The sequence below is a fragment of the Halomonas sp. TP35 genome (assembly GCF_052375975.1).
Lineage (GTDB): Bacteria > Pseudomonadota > Gammaproteobacteria > Pseudomonadales > Halomonadaceae > Vreelandella > Vreelandella citrativorans.
The window spans coordinates 69,130-90,658 of the sequence record NZ_JBQSUZ010000005.1; the positions used below are offsets into that span (position 1 = coordinate 69,130).

Annotated in this window: 23 protein-coding genes and 1 pseudogene; 14 read left to right on the plus strand and 10 right to left on the minus strand. The window is 53.3% G+C overall.

Annotated elements, in window-relative coordinates; all coding sequences use genetic code 11:
- Positions 1-11: 11 nt before the first annotated feature.
- Positions 12-575: a hypothetical protein gene (locus ACT3RU_RS08135; protein WP_192528061.1), complete on the minus strand. Its 564-nt coding sequence runs from the start codon at positions 573-575 to the stop codon at positions 12-14.
- Positions 576-736: 161 nt separating this feature from the next.
- Here ACT3RU_RS08135 and ACT3RU_RS08140 point away from each other — a divergent pair, with 161 nt between their 5' ends.
- Together ACT3RU_RS08140 and ACT3RU_RS08145 are read left to right on the plus strand one after the other, a co-directional pair.
- Entirely contained in the window at positions 737-886 is a 150-nt protein-coding gene (locus ACT3RU_RS08140) for a RidA family protein (protein WP_225733880.1), read from the plus strand.
- A gap of 8 nt (positions 887-894) precedes the next feature.
- Positions 895-1,071, plus strand: a complete 177-nt coding sequence (locus ACT3RU_RS08145; RefSeq protein ID WP_318779702.1) for a RidA family protein — start codon at positions 895-897, stop codon at positions 1,069-1,071.
- Between the two features lie 72 nt (positions 1,072-1,143).
- On the opposite strand, the gene ACT3RU_RS08150 is transcribed toward ACT3RU_RS08145, so the two are convergent.
- The 3 genes from ACT3RU_RS08150 to ACT3RU_RS08160 all read right to left on the minus strand — a co-directional run bounded on the left by ACT3RU_RS08150 (position 1,144) and on the right by ACT3RU_RS08160 (position 5,463).
- The gene (locus ACT3RU_RS08150; RefSeq protein ID WP_192528062.1) at positions 1,144-3,099 is read right to left on the minus strand and encodes a tripartite tricarboxylate transporter permease; all 1,956 of its coding nucleotides are present in this window, start codon (positions 3,097-3,099) and stop codon (positions 1,144-1,146) included.
- A gap of 80 nt (positions 3,100-3,179) precedes the next feature.
- On the minus strand, positions 3,180-4,286 hold the full coding sequence (locus ACT3RU_RS08155; RefSeq protein ID WP_225733881.1) for a type 2 periplasmic-binding domain-containing protein: 1,107 nt from the start codon (positions 4,284-4,286) through the stop codon (positions 3,180-3,182).
- A gap of 52 nt (positions 4,287-4,338) precedes the next feature.
- Positions 4,339-5,463, minus strand: coding sequence for a 4-oxalomesaconate tautomerase (locus ACT3RU_RS08160; RefSeq protein WP_192528064.1), 1,125 nt, complete (start codon positions 5,461-5,463; stop codon positions 4,339-4,341).
- A 148-nt stretch (positions 5,464-5,611) separates the two neighbouring features.
- Here ACT3RU_RS08160 and ACT3RU_RS08165 point away from each other — a divergent pair, with 148 nt between their 5' ends.
- Complete coding sequence (locus ACT3RU_RS08165; protein ID WP_192528065.1) at positions 5,612-6,517, plus strand: LysR family transcriptional regulator; 906 nt, start codon at positions 5,612-5,614, stop codon at positions 6,515-6,517.
- Here ACT3RU_RS08165 and ACT3RU_RS08170 read toward each other — a convergent pair.
- The gene (locus tag ACT3RU_RS08170) at positions 6,514-7,971 is read right to left on the minus strand and encodes a cobyric acid synthase (protein WP_192528068.1); all 1,458 of its coding nucleotides are present in this window, start codon (positions 7,969-7,971) and stop codon (positions 6,514-6,516) included. The two genes, ACT3RU_RS08165 and ACT3RU_RS08170, sit on opposite strands and share 4 nt — an antisense overlap.
- Positions 7,972-8,327: 356 nt before the next feature.
- Here ACT3RU_RS08170 and ACT3RU_RS08175 point away from each other — a divergent pair, with 356 nt between their 5' ends.
- Positions 8,328-9,248, plus strand: coding sequence for a glutaminase (locus tag ACT3RU_RS08175; protein WP_192528070.1), 921 nt, complete (start codon positions 8,328-8,330; stop codon positions 9,246-9,248).
- A 10-nt stretch (positions 9,249-9,258) separates the two neighbouring features.
- Here the strand turns inward: ACT3RU_RS08175 and ACT3RU_RS08180 are convergent, their stop codons facing one another.
- A complete protein-coding gene (locus ACT3RU_RS08180; protein ID WP_192528072.1) occupies positions 9,259-9,771 on the minus strand; it encodes an O-acetyl-ADP-ribose deacetylase in 513 nt (170 codons plus the stop codon).
- Between the two features lie 18 nt (positions 9,772-9,789).
- Positions 9,790-10,647 (minus strand): methylated-DNA--[protein]-cysteine S-methyltransferase, encoded by an 858-nt coding sequence (locus ACT3RU_RS08185; RefSeq protein ID WP_192528074.1) that lies wholly within the window; start codon positions 10,645-10,647, stop codon positions 9,790-9,792.
- 146 nt (positions 10,648-10,793) lie between these two features.
- On the opposite strand from ACT3RU_RS08185, the pseudogene ACT3RU_RS08190 reads away from it, so the two are divergent.
- Together ACT3RU_RS08190 and ACT3RU_RS08195 are read left to right on the plus strand one after the other, a co-directional pair.
- A pseudogene (locus ACT3RU_RS08190) lies at positions 10,794-11,003 on the plus strand (LysE family translocator); the annotation flags it as partial.
- A 42-nt stretch (positions 11,004-11,045) separates the two neighbouring features.
- A complete protein-coding gene (locus ACT3RU_RS08195; protein ID WP_225733882.1) occupies positions 11,046-11,381 on the plus strand; it encodes a VTT domain-containing protein in 336 nt (111 codons plus the stop codon).
- 148 nt (positions 11,382-11,529) lie between these two features.
- Here ACT3RU_RS08195 and ACT3RU_RS08200 read toward each other — a convergent pair whose 3' ends face one another.
- Complete coding sequence (locus tag ACT3RU_RS08200; RefSeq protein ID WP_192528075.1) at positions 11,530-11,847, minus strand: antibiotic biosynthesis monooxygenase family protein; 318 nt, start codon at positions 11,845-11,847, stop codon at positions 11,530-11,532.
- Positions 11,848-12,042: 195 nt separating this feature from the next.
- On the opposite strand from ACT3RU_RS08200, the gene ACT3RU_RS08205 reads away from it, so the two are divergent.
- From ACT3RU_RS08205 to ACT3RU_RS08225, 5 genes are all read left to right on the plus strand, one after another.
- Positions 12,043-12,609, plus strand: coding sequence for an isochorismatase family protein (locus tag ACT3RU_RS08205; protein ID WP_192528076.1), 567 nt, complete (start codon positions 12,043-12,045; stop codon positions 12,607-12,609).
- Complete coding sequence (locus tag ACT3RU_RS08210) at positions 12,584-13,567, plus strand: GlxA family transcriptional regulator (protein ID WP_192528077.1); 984 nt, start codon at positions 12,584-12,586, stop codon at positions 13,565-13,567. The genes ACT3RU_RS08205 and ACT3RU_RS08210 overlap by 26 nt, the downstream gene beginning before the upstream one ends.
- Before the next feature lie 106 nt (positions 13,568-13,673).
- The gene (locus tag ACT3RU_RS08215; protein WP_192528079.1) at positions 13,674-14,477 is read left to right on the plus strand and encodes a helix-turn-helix transcriptional regulator; all 804 of its coding nucleotides are present in this window, start codon (positions 13,674-13,676) and stop codon (positions 14,475-14,477) included.
- A gap of 50 nt (positions 14,478-14,527) precedes the next feature.
- Positions 14,528-14,983, plus strand: a complete 456-nt coding sequence (locus ACT3RU_RS08220) for a carboxymuconolactone decarboxylase family protein (RefSeq protein ID WP_192528080.1) — start codon at positions 14,528-14,530, stop codon at positions 14,981-14,983.
- 136 nt (positions 14,984-15,119) lie between these two features.
- On the plus strand, positions 15,120-15,905 hold the full coding sequence (locus tag ACT3RU_RS08225; protein ID WP_192528082.1) for a class I SAM-dependent DNA methyltransferase: 786 nt from the start codon (positions 15,120-15,122) through the stop codon (positions 15,903-15,905).
- Here the strand turns inward: ACT3RU_RS08225 and ACT3RU_RS08230 are convergent, their stop codons facing one another.
- Positions 15,906-16,310, minus strand: a complete 405-nt coding sequence (locus tag ACT3RU_RS08230) for a DUF4019 domain-containing protein (RefSeq protein ID WP_192528083.1) — start codon at positions 16,308-16,310, stop codon at positions 15,906-15,908.
- A gap of 214 nt (positions 16,311-16,524) precedes the next feature.
- Entirely contained in the window at positions 16,525-17,568 is a 1,044-nt protein-coding gene (locus ACT3RU_RS08235) for a linear amide C-N hydrolase (protein ID WP_192528084.1), read from the minus strand.
- A gap of 272 nt (positions 17,569-17,840) precedes the next feature.
- Here ACT3RU_RS08235 and ACT3RU_RS08240 point away from each other — a divergent pair, with 272 nt between their 5' ends.
- The 3 genes from ACT3RU_RS08240 to poxB are packed head-to-tail and all read left to right on the plus strand — an operon-like array spanning position 17,841 to position 21,505.
- Positions 17,841-18,236 carry a cupin domain-containing protein gene (locus tag ACT3RU_RS08240; protein ID WP_172118233.1) on the plus strand — a complete coding sequence of 132 codons (396 nt, stop codon included), beginning with the start codon at positions 17,841-17,843 and terminating at the stop codon, positions 18,234-18,236.
- Between the two features lie 21 nt (positions 18,237-18,257).
- The gene (gene mqo, locus ACT3RU_RS08245) at positions 18,258-19,760 is read left to right on the plus strand and encodes a malate dehydrogenase (quinone) (RefSeq protein WP_192528085.1); all 1,503 of its coding nucleotides are present in this window, start codon (positions 18,258-18,260) and stop codon (positions 19,758-19,760) included.
- An 8-nt stretch (positions 19,761-19,768) separates the two neighbouring features.
- Positions 19,769-21,505: a ubiquinone-dependent pyruvate dehydrogenase gene (gene poxB, locus ACT3RU_RS08250; protein WP_192528086.1), complete on the plus strand. Its 1,737-nt coding sequence runs from the start codon at positions 19,769-19,771 to the stop codon at positions 21,503-21,505.
- Positions 21,506-21,529 lie beyond the last annotated feature (24 nt).

Consider the following 21,529-nt stretch of genomic DNA (forward strand, 5'->3'; position numbering starts at 1 on the left):
GATAAGCATGCTCAGAGCGTTGCGGGAAACTGGTTCAAGCCGTTTAAAAAGTCCTGCTTGGCGCTTTCAAATGCTTTTGGGTCGTGCTTGAAGCGTCGTAAAATGAGTGCCTCATCCAGCGCAACGGTCGCGGCCAGTTCGCCTGCATGACTGGCCGGATGGCGGCCGCTTAAGCCAATGCGCTTGCTGTCAGCGCCATCAAACCAGCGCTTGATACCGCTCGCCTGATAAACCGCTTCCTGCTCCGCATTATCCACCTCAACGCGCAGCGGCGCTTTAAGCGCCAATTCGCTGATAAGCCGCTGCTTGGCGCCTTGCTCAAACTCGCAGGCGTGAGTAATCGTCATGCCTTCGCCCGCTTCATCCAATACCAACAGCGCCAGCGACAACGGCTTACTACCAGCACCATCTACACCCGCCACCAAACGGGCTATTTCCTGCGTAAACAGCACCTTGCGCGTACCGGCAAACACCACCAGCGGGGTTAATCCTGCCTGCTGACCATAAACGCTAGCGCACAGTTGCGCTAAACAGGCATCTCGCTGCCCCGCTTCTTTAATCTGAACTACCTTCATGACGCTCTCTTTAAGCTGTTGCTAACCGTATTAGCTACGTTAATGCATGTCGGGATACGAATAGTCACGCAATTGAGCACTTTTGCTGCCCGCTGGAGGTTAAATGCCTCAGTTTATCAACTGATCCGACACTACCCAAACCAGACTTCACAGGAAGTCACATGGTGATAGATGATCACTACGTGTTTCTCTCGGGTCGAACCGTTGCCGACCTTTCTAACGGCCACGATGCCAAAGGCGATATCAAGGAAGAAACGCGCCTAGTGATGCGCGAGCTTGAACGCATGCTGAATCAAAAGAAGGTAGCTTAGCGGATGTGGTGCGTGTTGACATCCATTTGGCTGATTTAAAAGGTATCAGCGCGATGGACGCTATTTATTCCGAATTTTTTGGGCCGGGTTGTTACCCGGCCCGCACATGCACTGAATCGCCCTCTATCTGCGGCGGTAGTCGCCTTGAAATTACCCTGATGGCTAAATGCGTTAGAGATTCGTAGCTCTAACTACTTTGCAGCACAAAAAGCCAACTGAATGGCCTTTTGTGTACTCGTCTCTAGAAAGAACTTGTTTTACAAACTTGCCAACATTCCAGTGGGATAAGTAAGCGTCAGCAGATTTGCCATCCCCATTAAGAAGAGCGTCACTCCAGCCGCTAAACCCACGGCAGCTACGGGCTTCATACGTGCCACCACCAGTAAGAAGCCAAGGCAAAATATGGCGGCGGCAAACAGGAAGCCGAGCACCATCACGCCTCCAATCAACGCGAAGAAACCGGCGACCCAAGGCAACTGCTGACTTAATGTCTGAGTTTGCCACTTCATCGGTTTGATGACCGTTCTGACAATTTCCAGCACGCAGGCTGCCACGATAATGGCAATCGCCAACCGGGGCATGATGCCACCCAGCATGGAAAGATCCGCAAACGCCCACCACATATACGCGGCACCGGCTAACAGGCTGCCCAGCAATGCCACATCAATCACGCCCAGCGACAGCGGAGCCACCTCTTCTTGAAGCGGATGAGCAGCAGACTCCTCGCTTTGACGGCGCTTTTGCAGGTGGTTACGTAAAGAGCGACGTAGCGGCGGAAGTAGCAGTGAGGCCGCAATCAGTGCGCCAATGACCAGTACGCCAGGCCGCATGAAGGCCTCAGCCCCCTGAAACTGGGCGGCTTGATAGAAGTATGCTTCAGCACCGGGCGCGAGCACAAAGCCAATCAAGAAGGCCGGGCGAGACCAGTTCGCCTGCTTGAACAGCACGCCAATCGCACCAATAATGCCGAGTGCAAAGAGATCCCCCAGCGAACGCGTTGCTTGATAGGCCGCAAAGAGAATCAAGATGGTAATCAGCGGCGCTAAAATCACGAACGGCACTCGCGTTAAACTCGCCACCGGACGCGCTAAGCCTAAACAGAGCGCTGCGCCTAAGATATTCGCTAAAGCTAACGACCAAATAATGGTGTACGTCAGATCAAGATTGGTCTCCAGCATACTAACCCCGGGCTGAAGGCCCAGCAGTAGCAAACCACCTAAGAACACCGCCGCCGTGCCAGACCCAGGAATACCAAACAGCAGCGTGGGCACCATTGCCCCGCAGGCACAGGCGTTGTTAGCAGATTCGGGCGCAATCACACCACGAATATCGCCTTTACCAAACTGTGATTTATCCTTGGCGCTCTGCACCGCATGGCCATAGGTGAGCCAATCCACCACTGAACCCGCCAGACCAGGAATCGTGCCCATCAAGCTGCCAATGCCCGCGCAGCGAGCCACCAACCCAGGCCGTTTGGCTACATCCTTGACGCCCTCCTTCCAGCCTTTGCCCAATTGGCAGGGCTGCTCGGCAATTGCGCCGCGCTTCACTAATAAATCAATGATTTCAGGCAGTGCGAAAATACCTAACCCCACCACCACTAACGGCAATCCATCGTAGAGGTAGTCAATTTCAAACGGCAGCCGGAACTCCCCAGTGGCGGGAGCCATGCCAATGGTGCCCACCAGTAAGCCAGCGCCGCAGGCAGCAATGCCTTTAAAAACATCTTTACCAGACAGAACCGCCACCATGGAAAGCCCCAGCAGCGTCAACATAAATAGCTCTGAGGAAGAGAACGACAGCACAACAGGCCGGGCAATGAGGATAAAAGCCGTCAGCACCAGCGCACCGATAAGCCCACCGATCATTGACGACAGAAACGCGCTAGAGAGCGCTCGTGCAGCCTGCCCTTTCTTAGCCAATGCAAAGCCATCCACCACGGTGGCCTGGGAAGCACTAGAGCCTGGGATTCCAAGCAGTACAGAGGCAAACGTATCGCCAGTGGGAATCACCGCCACTAACCCCATCAGCATACCCAAGGCGACGGAAGGCTCCATACCATAGAGGAAAGGCAGCAGAAGCGACATACCGGCAATGCCGCCAAGCCCAGGGATGATGCCCACAATCAGCCCAATCAGGACACCAATCACCATGTACAGCATATGGGGAACAGTAAACAGCTGCCCCAAACTGGAGAATAAGACATCTATCATTGTATTGGCTCTTATGTTGTTTAATGTAAGGGAGCCCAAAAGCACTGCTTAAGCAGTGCTTTTTTGTGTTAACTGGCGTGTTAAATACGGGCACCGTGCTGCTCTAGCAGCCACTCGACCAACCACTGTCGCGTGGCATCATCAAGTGACATGGCCTCCTGTAGATGCTGCTCGACGACCTCACCCACCACTGGCGTGTAGGGGCCAAGCTGTGCCATTGCTGCATCTTTAAACGCTTCTGTATCCACAAAACGCTGTGCTGCTTCGCGATACTCCTGAATCAGCGCTTGTGGAGCATCGTTTGGCAGTAGGATCAACTTTTGCAGCGTGAACCCTGAGGCAAAGAACTTACGATACGCCTCGGCGGCGGGACCGCTAGGCGCTTCACCATGCAGGGTTTCATACACTTCATTGAAGGTTGGCAAGTCAGGAAAGGCAGGATCACGAACGATCTCGCCGCTGTCATTAAGCACGCCTAGGGAAAACAGCGGCACCGCTCGGCCGCTCTCTACCAGAGGTTCTACGCTGCTGAAATAGGCAGAGGTGGTCTGGAAATCGATATCGGCCTCGCCACGCTCAAAGGCTAACCGCCCTTCTCCACGGCTACGCATGCCCGAAACGGCCTGCACATCGGCCCCCAGCAAATCAAGCGCAATCAATACCGGCAGCTCTAGCCCGGTATGGCTTTGAACGGCAAACTTAACGCGCTGGTTAGTTACCGCGTTCAGCACTTCCTCTGCGCTATCGCCTAGGCCAGGTTGGGCATAGACCACGCCGCCGGTGGGCGTCGCTAAAATCGGCGTCCAATCATCGTAGCTATAGCGTACTCGGCGGTCTTGCAGCATGGCAGGGTATTGGGTAGAGGCAGACGTGCCAATCCACTGGCTGCCATCCGAGTCCGCCCGCATGGCGAACAGATTACTGCCATTGATAGAGCCGCCGCCGGGTACGTTGTCGATCACTAGCGTCGGGTTGCCTTGAATATTCTCGCTCATCCAAGTAGTGAAAAAGCGTGCCCATACGTCGGTTCCTCCGCCCACACCAAACGGAATGGTCCAGCGAATGGTGTCAGGCACGTTCACATCGTCAGCTTGAGCATTCACACTGATAGCACCGAGCGTGGAACAAGCAACCACAAGTAGCGCTTTCTTGAACGTCTTTAGTGGCGTGTTTTCCAGAGTGGCCATGGCGATACTCCTGTTATTGATTATTGTCGGTCAGTCATAAAGGTAGCGTTATTCAATCAACGGTTTCGATAACGTGTTGCCCCACTTTCTTTGGAGGGGTCGCGTAAAAAATTTGCCCGCTCATGATTTTGCGAGCCGTTCGAATGAGCGATACGCGCGCTAGGTCAAAGGCATTCTGCTGGCGATATTCGGCCGTTAGCTCAATAGAGCCAGAAGGATGCTCCAGAACAATCTGTGATAGCAGTTGCCCAGCGGAAAGCTTATGAGTGCTCATGGCCATGTGATTGGCAATCGAGCCGGGCACGTTAATCGCCGCCACCACGGCCATCGCACCTGTAACGGCAATCGCTTTATGGCAGCGATGGGGCACAAAATAGCGCACATTCAGCGTGTGGGATGCTGCTTCAGCCGCTGAAATAAGTACCACCTTGGGCAGTACGCTCTGGCTAACATCGCCCATTCCCATTCGTCGCCCCGCTTCACGGCGCAGGGTCTCTAAGCGGGTTAATAAGGCCGCGTTATTATCCAGCTCAACAGGCGACTCATGGCCAGTTAACCCGACCGACTCAGCGCGCAGCAGCATAATTGGGGTGGCCGCATCAATACAGCTCACCTCGACACCATCAATCTCATCGCAGGCGTTTCCGGTGGGTAGCAGCTGGCCCGTTTTACTGCCCATGATGTCTAAAAAGCTGAGCTGGATGCCCGCCGCACTGCCAGGAACGCCGCTAATGGTAACGCTACCTTCGTACTGCACCTGCTTACCCGGAGTGGGTACATGGCACTCAATCAACCGCTGGGTGTTCAGGTTATGCACCTTCACCACGGTCGTACCGTCTTGGGGTTCCACCAGCCCTGTTTCGATGGCATAGGGCCCAACGGCAGAGAGCATGTTGCCGCAGTTCGGGTTAAAGTCGACGCGCTTGTTCACTACGTCTACTTGAGCAAACAGGTAGTCAACATCGGCATTAGGGTGTGACGAGCGCTCCACAATGGCCACTTTACTGGTGAGCGGGTCTCCGCCTCCAATACCATCGATCTGTAGCGCATGGCCGGAGCCCATCAAACTCAGCAGAATATCAGCCTGCTGGGCCTGGTCACTGGGCAGATCTTTCATGCGAATAAAGGGGCCTCTAGAGGTGCCGCCCCGCATAATGACACAAGGAATGCTGTTCATATCGCTCCGCCATAGTTCGCGATGACTGTATGAACGAAGAATGTCAGCCAATGTTTAATGTCTCAAATGCAAATATAGGTTGCTATAAATCCGTTTTGTGCATTAATGTGTTTTGGTTATTAATCACCCTCTTTAGCGCAACAATCCTATGCTGCATAGACTCGAATTTCTCGACCTCCAGGCCTTCATTTTGGTCGCTGAATTAGGCACCTTTCATGAGGCGGCGCAGCGCTTGCATTTATCGCAGCCAGCGCTTACTCGGCGCATCCAAAAACTCGAAGAACTCCTTGAAGTTGAATTACTTGAGAGAACCACGAGACGTACCCGACTAACGCCAATTGGAGCTGACTTTCTACCCCGTGCCAGACGTATGTTAGAGGAGTATGAGTCCTCGATTTTGGGAATTCGCGAGCTCGTCACGCACCAAAAAGGCACGGTGACGATTGCCTGCTTGCCAACGGCGGCCTTCTACTTTTTGCCTAGTGTCATTCGCGTGTTTAGCGAGGCTTGGCCGGGCATTCGCATCCGAATTCTGGATGTCAGTGCTAACGAGGGACTGGAAAAAGTCATTAATGGTGAGGCGGATTTCGGCATTAACATGATCAGCGCGCAAAGCTCCGAGGTGCGCTTTACCCCGCTACTTCTAGACCCCTTTGTGCTGGCACTGCGCTCAGACCACCCGCTTGCCAGCAAAAAGCAGATTGAGTGGGGCGATTTAGAAGATGTGCGTCTCATTACTGTGAGCCGCGATAGTGGCAATCGCACGTTGCTGGATAACGCGCTTTCAGCGGAGGGTATCCACCTCAACAGCTTTTATGAGGTACAGCATCTCTCTACCTCATTAGGGCTGGTGGAATCGGGGTTGGGTGTGGCTATTTTGCCGCGCATGACCATGCCCGGCCCGGATCACGACACGCTCTGTTCTCGCGATTTACCCGAGCCACGCATTCAGCGCTCAATTGGTTTGGTACGCAGCAACTCGCACAGCTTATCCAGTACTGCGCAGCTATTTATTGATCTTCTTTTAGAGCACTGGGGCAAAGAAGCTATCTAGCGACTTTCGGAAGGTAGCAACGCTAATACCGCCTCAATATCTACATGGGCTTCCAGCATATCCGCCAAGCGATCAAGTTCACGCTCTCGGTGGGCTTGGTAATCGCTTTGTTCGCCGTCAGTGAGGCCCAGTTGTTTTAACAGCCCATGGCAGGCCTCAGGATGGTCAAATAGCCCATGCAGATAGGTGCCGATGATTTGGCCATCATCACTGACCGAGCCTTCTGGTCGACCATTAATATCAAATAGCGGCCTGCTCAGGGCGGAGCCTTCGCTAATGCCGTTATGAATTTCATAACCCGTGACCGTTGCCGTTTCGCCGACTAGCACACCGCTAACATTACGTAGCTGTTTGCCCGGTACCATACGTGTGGTGAGCGATAAAAGCCCCAATCCGGCTACTTTCCCTGGCTGCCCTTCTAGCCCGTCGGGGTCATCGACCCACTCGCCCAGCATCTGAAAACCACCGCAAATACCCAACACCTTACCGCCATAGCGCAGGTGACGCTGAATGGCGTTATCCCAGCCCTGGCGCTTTAGCCAAGCTAGGTCGCTGGCAGTGCTTTTACTGCCCGGTAGAATGATCACATCAGCGGGGGGTATCGGCTGCTCGGGGCCCACGAAGGTCAGCGCTATCTGGGGGTGCAAACGCAACGGGTCAAAATCAGTGTGATTACTGATACGCGGCAATGCGGGCACGATGACTTTCAAAGCCGCTGTCTGCGTATTTTTGTGAGCCAGGCCAACGCTATCCTCAGCATCCAGTAATAATCCCTGCAGATACGGCAAGGTGCCGAACACAGGTTTACCTGTCCGCTGGGTCAACCATTCAAGCCCTGGATTCAGCAGGCCAATATCACCGCGAAAACGATTAACAATAAATCCCCTGGTACGCGCCTGCTCGCTTTTACTGAGCAACTCAAGCGTGCCTACCAACTGGGCAAATACGCCCCCTCGATCAATATCGCCGACCAGTAACACGGGGCAATCTGCCGCTTCCGCAAACCCCATATTCGCGATATCGCCCTTTCGCAGATTAATTTCGGCAGGGCTGCCCGCCCCTTCGGCAATAATGACATCATAACGGCGCTGCAATGCATGCCAGGCGGCCATCACACTTTCCTGAGCTGTCTGCTTAAAGGCGTGATAATCCAACGCCCCCATATGGCCGTACACCTTGCCGCGCAAAATTACCTGGGCGCCACGATCCGATTCAGGCTTAAGCAGCACGGGGTTCATATCGCTATGAGGCGCAACGCCAGCGGCCTGTGCTTGTAGAGCGGTAGAGCGGCCGATTTCTCCGCCATCTTCAGTTACGGCACTGTTCAATGCCATGTTTTGAGGCTTGAAAGGAGCAACACGAAAGCCTCGACGTTTAAGTACTCGGCATAGCCCGGCGACCACGGTGCTCTTACCTGCATCTGACGTGGTGCCTTGAATCATTAAGGTGGCCATGCGACATGCTCCATACGTTCAGTTAGCCCAGCAAAGGCCGAACTGTAGCGAGCACTCTACAAGGATGCAACGCACATCAATGGCAAAGAAGACCATCCTTGCGGCGGCGCGCCCAGCAGGCTTAGCGATTCAAACAAGCGCTTTACGACCCTCAGCGCTGCCAGTACCGCACTGATTCGACCAGCACGTTCGCTCTGTTGTTTCGCGCAGAATAAGGGCGTTGTTGGGCACAACAGCAAGGCTTCCAACACTCAGGCTTGTAAAAACTGGCCTACTAGCTATAGGCTTCTGGCAGACATGGCCGCTGTTTTCGGTTACTTTGACAGCCCTCTTTTACCCAAAATTAACGGCTATAAATGCAAGATGTACTCAACGAGATCGCAAGGGCAATGGCCGCCGAAACCGAGCGTGGAAAAGTGGCCGACTATATCCCTGAGCTTGCTCATGTGGACCCCCAAAAATTTGCCATTTCACTTGCTACAGTGGAAGGCGCACGCTACTCAGCCGGTTGTGCCACCACTCCTTTCTCGATTCAGAGTATTTCGAAAGTGTTTACGCTGACGATTGCGTTGGGAAAAATGGGCGATGCGCTTTGGTCCAATGTAGGCCGCGAGCCATCGGGTGATCCGTTTAACTCTATCGTTCAACTTGAGCACGAAGGCGGCAAACCGCGGAATCCATTTATTAATGCCGGGGCGATAGCAGTCGTTGACGCCATCATGATGGGTCATGAACCCAAGGAAACGCTTGCCGAACTGCTAAGCTTTGTGCGCTATATCGCGGACGACGACAGCATCTGCTTTGACCATACTGTCGCTGCTTCTGAAATGGCGCACCGTGACCGCAACGCCTCGCTTGCCCACTTTATGAAAGCATTTGGCCGCCTGCGCCACGACGTCGATAAAGTCCTGGGTACCTATTTTCACCAGTGCGCCATTGCCATGAGCTGCCAGCAGCTTGCTCATGCAGGACTATTTTTAGCGTCTGATGGCGTTAACCAGCCCAGCAACATTCGTGTCGTCTCCCCTCAACGGGCCCGGCGCATTAACTCGTTGATGATGATGTGCGGGCATTACGACGCCTCGGGTGAATTTGCTTTTCGGGTGGGGCTACCGGGTAAAAGTGGCGTCGGTGGTGGCATCCTGGCAATCGCCCCAGGCCAAGGCGCCATTGCTGTCTGGTCACCAGGCCTGGATGAATATGGCAATAGCCTGCTGGGCACGAAAGCACTTGAAATGTTTGTTCAACGCACCGGCTGGTCAGTATTTGGGCATTAAAGTGATCGCTTCAACGTCCTGATTGATCAAGACACGCTTCATACACCGCTAAATCCCCGGCAGAAAAGCAGCAAAACGTCACCGTCTCAACGGTAGAGCCCTGCTTTAGTGCCTCGCTCACCGTTGAGACAGCAATCCGTGCAGCTGCTTCAATAGGATAACGGTATACGCCGGTACTGATGCTCGGAAATGCTACCGAGTGTGCGCTTACCGATTCAGCCAGAGCCAAGCAGCGCTGATAGCAAGACGCCAATAATTCGGCTTCGCCGCGTGTTCCGCCGTGCCATACAGGGCCAACGGTATGGATGATAGTACGTGCTGGCAGTTTAAAGCCTTCGGTCAGTTTTGCATCGCCAGTGGTGCAGCCACCCAGCGTTCGACAGGTGTTAAGCAGTTCCGGTCCGGCCGCACGGTGAATGGCGCCATCTACACCTCCGCCACCCAGTAATGAGGTGTTAGCCGCGTTAACAATGGCATCAACATGAAGCGTAGTGATATCGGCTTGTATCGCGGTAATGTTCATTTACAACCTCCTTGTTGGCTATTTAGATACACCGAACGGCTCCACTTCCGGTGTTAAGTGCGCCAGCTCCCAGGCCTGCACCATCTGCTTTTTAGCGATGCCCCAACGGTAGCCGCCTAACGCCCCGCTTTGCTGGATAACACGGTGGCAAGGAATCCATAACGCAATCGGGTTCGCACCCACCGCATTGCCTACGGCTCGCGACGATTTAGGCATGCCCAGCGCTTGAGCAATATGCGTATAGCTTGCCAGTTGGCCTTCAGGAATGGTGAGTAGTGCTCGCCATACTGCGACTTGGAAATTGGTACCGGTCACGTGAAGCGATAACGTACCAGGTTTTGTTTTAGAAGTTGCAAATAACGCATCAACCACATACGCCGTCGCCGCTGGGCGATGCTTGAGCGAGCTTCGCGGCCACTCCTTGGCAAGCCGCGCCAGCAGTTCATCGGCGCTCGTAGCATCCACAAAGCCCATACGGCAAACGCCGCGCGGGGTCACCGCTACCAGCACGCTGCCCAAGGGCGTTGCATGCACGCCGTACTCTATAGAGACGCCCTCCCCTTGACGTTTATGCTCTCCAGGCGTCACCGCTTCTAACTGCACAAAGTGATCATAAAGCCGAGAGCCACCGCTCAGCCCAAGCTCGTGAGCAACATCCAGTAATGCCCGCGGCTCTTTTAATAATTGCTTACCCCGCTCCAGGGTGAGGGCCTGCAAAAAGCGCTTGGGCGAAATACCTGCATAGCGGCAGAACAGACGCTGAAAATGGTAGGCACTTAAATGCACATGAGCCGCAACCTCTTCCAAACTGGGTTGCAATACCGCCCGCTCGACCATGTAGACCATCGCCTTTTCGATACGCGCATAATCATCCATTGTCGGTTCCTCTGTGTGATACCGAAGCTCTCCTAGCTTAAGCGCTCCCTAGCGGCCTGCCGACCCGAATCTTGCGCATATCAATTTTATACAATACCCCGTCGTCACATCATCGCACACTCCCCTCACTGTTTAGGAGGATCACAATGTGCATTTCGCTTTTACTACCCATGGCAGCCTTTGCCTTGGCAGCGTCTATTTCCCCAGGCCCCGTCAATTTGATATGCCTCAGCAGCGGCACCCACTACCCTATGGTTAAAGGGTTAATCTTTGTGACAGGAGCCACTCTAGGGTTTATAGCGCTGTTTCCAGGAATTGGTGCAGGGCTTTACGCTTTGCTTACCACCGTGCCTTTAAATCCTAAAGTGTGGTTCTAGCGCATTAACGGCTCAAAGAATATGCTATGGCTATTGGCTACCAACACTACATTGGGCTGTCTGATCGCCTCCCTAGTGGGCTACAGCGTAGGCTTGCTGTTATTTACGTCGGTAGGCACATGGTTTATCAACGTCACCGGTATGCAGGAGAGCTTTCAGGCGTTTCAACTGTTTTTTGATCAATACGGTTTCGCTGCCATTATAGCCATGGGTATCCTGCCTATCCCCTTTCCGATAGCCATGATAACTGCGGGCCTTTCGGGCTACCCTGTCTTGCTGTTCTTACTGGCGGCATTAATTGCTCGTGGCCTTCTCTCTCTACTATGGCTTAGCCTGGCTGGTTTATCGCTTTGGTAATCGAGTGCTGTTGCTATGGAAGCGCCACGCGTTGTTCACCAGCTTGATAGGGGGCGTAATAGTGCTGTTGGTTGCTCTGGGACTACAAGCACTCACGCGCTTGATGATGTAGCCGACATAAAGCAGAAGACCAGGAAAGTGGCACCCGCTAGATACCGTAATCCCGCTCGACCTTGGCAATTCGGGTTTTAAAGTGCTGATACCACTGCTGATGCCCAAGCCGCTGTGCTTCTTTATGTTCGGCATGCGCCTTCCACGCTTTAATCGAGGCCAGGTCAGACCAGTAGGAAACCGTAACCCCCACCTCATTTCGAGCCGATTCAACGCCTAAAAAACCTGGCTGCTGCATGGCTAACTCAACCATACGCTCCGCCATGTCATCATAGCCATCTTCAATACCCGTGCGCACAGAGGTGAAAATAACGGCGTAATACGGGGGTTCTGGAGTCGTTGCGATAAGGGCCATGAAGTTCTCTTGAGCTGAAAGCAGTTCAAAAAAGCATACCGTAGGCGAAGCAGTAGACTCCATAGCTAATTATTGGTTTTTACTCATCAAAACAATGATGTCCGATATTGTCCGGTTTTTGACCGATCAGCACATCGTTCGCGTACCTGAACCCTATTAGGCTATAGCCTTTCTGCACTACTATTGAGGCTTACCATGTCACGCTCGAACACCGCACTACTCATGATCGACATACAATCCTCCTTCCCTGCGCGTGATTATTGGGTAGAATCACTTGCTAAAGCGTGGCGCCCGAACCAGCGCGCCCTGTTAAACGCGGCAAAGGCCCATCAGATTACCGTTGTACGGATACTTCATGAAGAGCCCGGCAGCCAAGGTGCATTTGACCCCGCAAACGGCCTGGTTTGTCCGCTAGAGAATTTTAACGATGAGGTGGCCGTCACGTTTAACAAGCGTGTGCATAACGCCTTTAGCGATACGCTACTTGAAAGCTGGCTGCGCGAGCGCGGCATTACTCATCTTGTGATCAGCGGCATTCGCACTGAGCAGTGCTGCGAAACCACAGCACGCGTTGCATCAGACCTTGGTTTTAGCGTCGACTTCGTCAGTGACGCCACTTTAACCTTCCCCATGACGCGCCAGGGTATTACCTGGTCAGCGGAAGATATCAAAACGCGTACAGAGCTGGTTCTTGAAGAGCGCTTTGCGCGCATCATCAACACTACGGATGTCATCAATGAGTGGCAAAGCAAGTGTGAATGAACCATTACGAATTGCGGTATTGATGATGCCGGGGCAAGTACCGCTCGACTTGATTGGCCCGCTGCAGGTATTGCAATGCGCAAGCCGCCTGTCTATAGAGATTGACGTGCGTTATATCGGCCCGGAGGCAGCCTTGCAATGGCTCGGGCCGCTATCGCTTAGCGGCATAGATACGCTGCCTGAGCAGCTAACGCATCAGCATTTACTGCTTATTCCAGGGCAATACCGCAACAGCATTGAGCCATTGGCGCAGCAAACGTGTGTCGGCTGGCTCAGGGCCAACGCCCAGTATGCCGATACGCTGATGACGGTTTGCTCAGGCACGCTGCTGCTCGCTGAAACGGGCCTATTGAATGGACGACGTTGCACCACGCATCACTCGCTGCTTGATCAGCTACGCGCCAAAGCGCCCCTAGCCAAGGTACAGCGCGACTGCATCTTTATCGAAGATGGGCACTATTTAACCAGCGCGGGCATCTCGACCGGCGTCGATACCATGCTGTATTGGCTTACCCGTACATGCGGTCATCAGTTGGCCTTAAGCGTTGCGCGTGAGATGGTACTTTACCTTCGCCGCAGCGGACAAGAGCCCCAGCTGGGCGCCTGGCTTGAAGGGCGCAACCACGTGGATGAACGAATTCACCGGGTGCAAGACACCCTTTGCGCGGCTCCCTCACAGCCTTGGCGTGTGGAAATGCTCGCCACACAGGCCGCCATGAGCGAACGCCATTTTCGGCGGCGGTTTAAACACCTCACCGGCATGTTGGTAGGCGATTATATTGCGGGCCTGAGACTCCAGCGCGCCAAGGCGTTAATGACCGAAACCACTTGGACACTCGCGCACATTGCCGCTGAATCCGGGTTTGGAGATGAGCGCCAGCTGCGCAGAATCTGGTCACGGCAGGAAAGCATGTCGCCTAGCGTATGGCGCCGTTCTCAGCTACTCATACCGATTTGAGTATTGAGAGCTTCACTGCCCAAACAGTGCTTTCGTAGCCCATGTGTTTACGCTTTAATACAGCTTATGCGATGAAGCCCATTCATCAACAAAGCAGGTTGTCGCCATGGCCCACTTTATTCTGCCCGGTAACGCCGTTCATTTGAATTTCCAGCAGCGCCTGCCCGACACCAACCTTCGCACATGGGTGCAATGCCTTTGGTCGATGGGCGGGCAAAGCCCCCTTGCGCATCCTATCGTAGAAAAGCTTTATCCCGATGCAGGCGCCAGCCTCATCATCCACCTTGGAAGCTCTCGCCCCATCGTCACGCTCTGCTTTAACAGACACATGCTGCTTGAGACGTTTGATACGTCCACCACCCGGATAGGCATTCGGTTTAAACCGGCCAGTATGTATAGCCTCCTGGGCTTAGCCCCGGAACAGTGTATAGACGCGCACCTTTGCTTGGGCGATGACATAAAACCCTCCTGGATGGACAGTTTAATGCCGGTGGTGGAGCGCCTTTATCAGCTTGATGCACCCAAAGGATTAGCCCTGCTTGAAACATGGCTTCTGGGTTTACTCAAAAGTCGACTAACGAGTAAAAGCCCTGTGCCAGGAATCATCCAAGCGATTAACCAGTTACAACTCCCACCTGAGCAGTTAGCTGCCAATATTGGGTTAACACGACGCACCCTGGAACGTCGATTAAAACGTGAAGTCGGTGTCTCGCCTGGCGCATTGGTGACGTATGCTCGCCTCAACAGAGCGCGACGGTGCTTACTTGAAGCTGACCGGCCGCTATCAGAAATAGCGCTCCACTGTGGCTACTATGATCAGCCACACTTTACCCACGCCTTCCAATCTTTTACCAACGAAACACCCGCCTCTTACCGCCAGCGCAAATTGTCGCAAATTTACAAGGCGTAGTACGCACACCTTTATAAGCTGAGACCTCATCAATCAACGAGGTCACTGCCATGTCTCAGCGTCTTTCTCGACAAGCCGTTTACAAGCTAACCCCTCGCCTTGCTAAACATTTGGTGCCTCTGGGCGAAGTAGCGGCTAATAGCGCGGTAACGCCTACCATCATCCACCTCGTTAAGCTACGCGTTTCCCAAATCAACCAGTGCTGCTTCTGCCAGCATATGCATACTCAGGAAGCCCGAGACGACGGCGAGCATCAGGTAAGACTGGATGTACTGCCTGCCTGGCGGGAAGCCCCCTGCTTCAATAAACAGGAACGTGCAGCCCTTGAGTGGGCCGAAGCGCTTACCTTAATCAGCCAACAGTCTGTTAGTGACAGCGTCTACCAGAATGCTCTGGCTGCCTTTGGTGAGCAGGACCTTCTTGAGCTAACCACGGTGATTCTAGCCATTAATAGTTGGAACCGGGTGGCGGTAAGCATGCAGTTTGCGCCTGACATCTCGCTATAAACCGAAAAAGACATCGCAAGCCTGTGCGACGGCCTGCGATGTCTTGATCAAAATTCTCTTCCGCACGGCTGGCTTCTAAAAGCCACTCCACTCGTTTACTATGCGCCACCCTCACTCCCAAGCTACCCAGGCCGCCATGTCCTTTAACGCACTCTATACCGACCTTTCTGGCTATTACGATGTGATGTGCGAAGACATCGACTACCGGGCACAAAGCAACGCCGTGCAGAGGCTTCACCAAATTTTTGGTAACGGTGGCAACCTTCACCTCGATGTAGCGTGTGGTACCGGGCCTCATGTTCGCCATTTTATTGATAATGGCTACGTGAGCAGCGGTTTGGACATTAACCAGCCCATGCTGGATATTGCCGCCACACGTTGTCCTGAGGCTCAGTTTACGTGTCAGGACATGGGCAACTTCCAGGTAAGCGACCCGCAGGATTTAATTACCTGTTTTTTATATTCGATTCACTACAGCGACGGAATTGAAAAGCTCAAAGCGTGTATTGAAAGTGCGCACAGCGCCTTAATGAGTGGCGGGGTTTTCTGCTTCAACGCAGTCGATAAAGATAAAATCGATAACAATCTGTTTGTGAGCCACACCGTTAAAAAAGCCGACAATGCCTTCACGTTTCGTTCCGGGTGGCATTACAGCGGTTGCGGTGAAAAACAGGCCCTCAAACTTAGTATTGCAAAAACCAACGCGTGCGATACCCAAGTATGGAACGACGAGCACCCCATGGTCGCGGTTAGTTTTGCCGAGCTAATTACGCTGCTTGAGCCCTGCTTTGAAGTGCATGTATTCGAGCACAACTTTGAAGCTATCACGCCGTGGAACACCACTTCGGGGAACGCCATTTTTGCCTGCGTGAAGATTCAACCCCCCACGGTTGTAGCAACGGGCCAATCCACTTGTTGCTGATCAGTTCACATAGTACCCACTTACTTTCCAAACGCCGTCTTCAAAGTGCGGCGTAATGGTTTCGGTAATATCAGACTTGTTGGAAAAACGCGTTTGATAGATGAACTTTTTGTAATCATTTTTGGGAGCGCCGGGCATAGAGGTTTGCGTGATGACGCGTGTACGGCGTCTTGCCTCCACCGACCCGAAGTCACGGCGCGCTGCGCTAATGATCCGCTCCAGCATACTGGGCGAAAGCGGACTCTTAAGAAGCGGTGATGACTCCTCCCAAGCCAGCTCATACTCACCACTGTCAATTGCATCAAGCCATGCCAGCGCCGCGGCCTCAGCCGCATCGGTATTCGCTTGAGCATAAGGTGCCAGCAGTAGCAGGGCTGTAATGAAACAGATCACGATTTTTGGCATGGATAACTCTGGGCAGCGATCAGTAAATAGGTGTGCTTAATTTAATATCGGTACCAGCCGCCATTACTTTAGTATTAATCACAACAATCGAACAAGCTAACCGCAGTTTTGTCTATCTCTTGGCTTTATTAAGTAAGAGAAAGCCCCCTGCGCCAACCGCGACACAGGGGGCTATTTCATGCGCTAACTAGCAAAAAACTGCCCTTAACGCACCTTACAGACCAGCAAATTCAAAGGGCTCGGCGTCCTCAAACGCGTTGACCGTATTGCCTGCATAAACACTGTTATTCTTGAGGCTCAGTTTGCGAACAGGCGCGCCCTCAGTAAAGTCGGCATCCTTCATATCCACCCAAAACGTGTTAGGCGTAAGTGCCGTCTCGAAATAATAAACAAGGTGCTTCTGATCAGATACCGCTCTCCACCTAGTGGAAGAAATATTCGGCTCCTCTTCTGATGAGATGCCGAAAGGAACAGACGCATTGCGAATCACGCTAAATGCACTGCCAACAGCGACTCTTGTATCGCTCGTTTTAGGGATGGCATCCATGTAGAACGACGCTCTGACAAATCGATCTGCGGCACGGTTTGTGCCAGGCAGCATGACCAAACCACCGATCTGTCTCCAGTAGTCATCCAGCGTCAGTTGCTGCTCGAAGGTGGGCGAGTTTGTCACCACATTGTATGACGTATCGTGATGAATAGTGAGTTTACCGCCGATATACTCAAATATTGCGCTATCACCCTTGGCATCTGAAATTGACAAGTGAAGCGTAGCAAATCGAGTGGTGCCCGGTATTTCAGCAGAGACGACCACAAAAGGCTCATCGCGCAGCGCCTCCACCGCCTCATCAACGGTCGCAAAATTATCCAAAACATACTGGACCCAGGCAGCCACGGAAAGACCCTCGTCATCCGGCCCAAATTCAGGATACTCTGCCTCAGCAAGCCATAGCAGGTTAGCCACCAAGCCTTTTTCGTTCATGCCATCAGTGCTTGAGATATCAAACGCGCTGGTAACGACACTTCCATACTGGGATGTCCAAGTAACGGAGTTGGGTCCAGCCGCACCATCGCGTTCCATTCCCTTTGGAAACAGCCATAGGTTCGGATGTATTTCGTCCCTCCAATCCATGGAGCGCGCCGTGATAATCATGTCATCAGGGCCCTGATATACCGCGCGCGTGCATGCATCCGCTGTGATGGCCACGAACAAAGCACACATGCTTGCCGCTAACGTTAATTTTTTTTTGATTCCCATGGTGGTTTCCTTTTATTTACAAACGTTATAGAGCCTGCCAGAGATAATTGGCGGCTAACAAGAAAAGCGCCAACCCCTTTTTTATAAAAAGAATAGCGGCATGGAATCCCCAGCCCATGCCCATATTTAAATTATCAAACCTACTTCACCTTAGGCATAAATTTAGCTTTGGTCACGCACCTTATTGCACAAAATCCGAACTAGTATTTAAACTCAGATGATTGTTCTATTTTTCATCATGTTTTGTCACTACTCACAATCAGGAGTCAGTAATGTTCCGATGTGTAAGGTTATGGACAGGCAGTAACCATCAATCGTGTTTTGAAGAAGGGTGGATTGATCTTCCCAAAGGTGAGCGCCATGACTTGCTCAGTGATGTCATCGAAACGACCAGCATCTCCTTTCGGGAAACAAGCGAAGGCGGCAGCTTTAGCTGGCATGACGCTCCCAACCGTCAATTCGTCTTAACGCTTAGCGGCACACTCACTTTCGAGACGCGCACGGGCGACTCATTCACGCTGTACCCCGGCGACATTTTATTGGCGGAAGACACCACAGGCGGCGGCCACCGCTGGCATCTAATCGATAACCAGCCTTGGCGACGCGTGTATGCCATAGTGCCTCAGGATATTGACCTTCCCTTTATCAGCGCATCAAGCAAGTGTTGAGTTCCTAAGCGGAGAACGTTCATGCCTACATCAACACAGATTCCCGAGCGGGCAGATATTGTAATGGTCGGCGCTGGCATCATGAGCGCCACGCTCGCAACCCTTCTCAAAGAGCTAGAGCCTTCACTCAAGATTGTGGTACTGGAAACGCTGAAAGATTGCGCCCAGGAAAGCTCCAATGGTTGGAATAACGCAGGCACCGGACATGCCGCCAACTGCGAAATGAACTACACCCCTGCTCGCTCAGACGGCACGGTTGATATTAGCAAGGCGCTGGAGGTCAACACAGAGTTCGATATTTCACGCCAACTCTGGGCCTACCTGGTCAAGAAAGGGGCCATTCCCAACCCGCAGGCGTTTATCAACCCCTGCCCGCACATGAGCTTTGTTTGGGGCGAGGATAACGTCAACTATCTACGCCAGCGCTTTAAACAGATGTCATCGCACCACTGCTATCACGGCATGGAATATAGCGAAGACCCCGCGCAGATTGAGCAGTGGACTCCGCTCATCATGGAAGGACGCAGCGATGGCGAGCCCGTCGCGGCGACGCGTATCGTATCAGGGTCTGATGTCGACTATGGCGCGCTTACCCACCTGCTGTTCGACCATTTGTCGCAGCAATCCGGGTTTGAAATTCACTACTTAAAGCACGTACAGGATATTACTCGGCAAAACGACAACCGCTGGTGCGTGGAAATGCACGATACGCACAGCAAGCACCACGAAAGCATTCAGGCTGGGTTTGTTTTCATCGGCGCGGGTGGCGGCGCTATCGAACTACTGCAAAAGTCTGGTATCCCTGAAGGGCACGGCTACGGCGGCTTCCCCGTCAGCGGTATTTGGTTACGCTGCGATATAGACAGCATTAGTGAACGCCATCACGCCAAGGTGTACGGCAAGGCAGCCCATGGCTCGCCCCCCATGTCAGTCCCCCACCTGGACACACGCCTTATTGGTGATAAAAAATCGCTGCTCTTCGGCCCTTACGCCGGTTTTTCATCTCGCTTTCTCAAGCAAGGCTCTCTTACGGATATGTTCCGTTCGGTACGGCCCGATAATGTGCTTCCCATGCTTGATGTTGCAAAGGATAACTGGCAACTAACGGAGTATCTGGTCTCCCAGGTACTGCAGAGCAAGAGCCACCAATTTGAGATGCTGCGCCAATACTACCCAATGGCACGCCATCACGATTGGACCCACGCCGTAGCGGGTCAGCGCGTGCAAATCATTAAACCCAGCCATGAAAAAGCCGGTGTTTTGGAGTTTGGCACCGAGCTAATCGCCTCATCCAATCACTCCCTCGCCGCGTTACTAGGCGCTTCGCCTGGCGCATCAACGGCGGCCTTTATCGCGCTAGAGGTATTAGAGAAATGCTTTGCCGACAAGCTAACTGATGATGGCTGGCTCCCCCAGCTCAAGACAATCATTCCCACCTACGGCATCGACCTTAAAACGGATAAAGAGGCCTGCTACGACACGCGCAAGCAAACAGCCGCAACGTTAAACCTGGACTTTGTTTGAGGTCTCTCATGTCTATCAAAAACGTATCTGATTTAGTGATCGAAACGCTGGTGGAAAGTGGTGTTGAGCGGATCTACGGCGTTGTTGGCGACAGCCTGAATGGCCTAACCGAGGCCATACGGGAGCGGCCCGGCATCGAATGGGTGGGCCTACGCCATGAGGAAGTTGCAGCATTCGCCGCCAGCGGCGAATCACAACTAACCGGCAGCCTGGCCGTTTGTGCAGGCTCTTGTGGCCCCGGCAACCTGCATCTTATCAACGGCTTGTTCGATGCCCACCGCACGCGCACGCCGGTGCTGGCCATTGCCGCGCATATTCCCTCTTCAGAGATCGGCGGCGGCTATTTTCAGGAAACCCATCCCCAAGAACTATTTCGTGAATGCAGCCACTACTGTGAGCTGGTCTCCGACGCCAGCCAATTACCTTATGTGCTGGACAATGCCATTCGCGCCGCCGTTGGGCAGCGTGGCGTTGCGGTCGTGGCGCTGCCTGGTGATGTTGCGCTGCGCGCCTCACCGGTTAAAACGGTAACGCCGCGCCATGGCTTATTACCCCCCACGCCACGTGTGGTGCCCGCAAAAACCGAAGTGGAAGCACTCGCCAAACTGCTCAACGATGCAGAGCGCATTACGCTTTTCGCTGGCCGAGGCTGCGCCGGTTCACACGCCCAGCTAATGCAATTGGCCGATGCGCTTAAAAGTCCCATCGTGCACGCACTCGGCGGCAAAGAGCACGTCGAATATGACAACCCCTATGATGTCGGCATGACCGGCTTTATCGGGTTCTCATCAGGTTACGCGGCCATGCAGGAGTGCGACCTGCTGCTGATGCTGGGCACGGATTTTCCGTATAAACAGTTTTTACCGCAAAAGACCAACGTCGTGCAGGTCGATATTCGCCCTGAAAACCTGGGCAGGCGTGCCAAGCTGGCATTGGGCGTGGTCGGCGATATCGGGTTAACCATTGAGGCCATTCTGCCGGCGCTTCATACGCGCACTGACCGGCACTTTCTGGATGCAGCGCTGGCCCACTACGTTAAAGCGCGCGAAGGGCTGGACAAACAGGCGCAAAATCACTCGGCCCACTCACCTATCCACCCACAGTACCTTGCGCGCTTGTTGAGCGAAAAGGCCAATGAGGATGCGATTTTTACTGCCGATGTAGGAACGTGCACAGTCTGGTCGGCACGCTACCTTAAAATGAACGGCCAACGTCGCCTTATCGGCTCGTTCTCGCATGGCTCGATGGCTAACGCCATGCCTCAGGCGATTGGCATTCAGTACGCGCAGCCGGGTCGGCAAGTTATTACGTTCTCCGGCGACGGTGGCCTTTCAATGCTGATGGGAGATTTACTGTCACTCAAACAGCACAACATCCCGATCAAAATCGTCATCTTTAATAATGGGGTGCTCGGCTTCGTCGCGCTTGAAATGAAAGCAGCCGGTTTCATTAACACGGGCGTAGACCTGGATAATCCCGACTTTGCTGCCGTCGCAAGCGCAATGGGCATTTATGCCCGCCGTGTTGAAAACCCTGACGAGCTGACCGACGCCATCGATAGCGTATTAGCCCACGATGGCCCCGCCCTACTGGATGTAGTGACAGCCAAACAAGAGCTGGTACTGCCGCCTACCATCGGCATGGAGCAAGTCAAAGGGTTTAGCCTCTGGGGGCTACGTGCCGTCATGGATGGCAGCATGCACGAAGTAATTGATCTGGCCAAAACCAACCTGCTAAAGCGTTAGGTTCTGTTTAAAAAACGCTTAAAA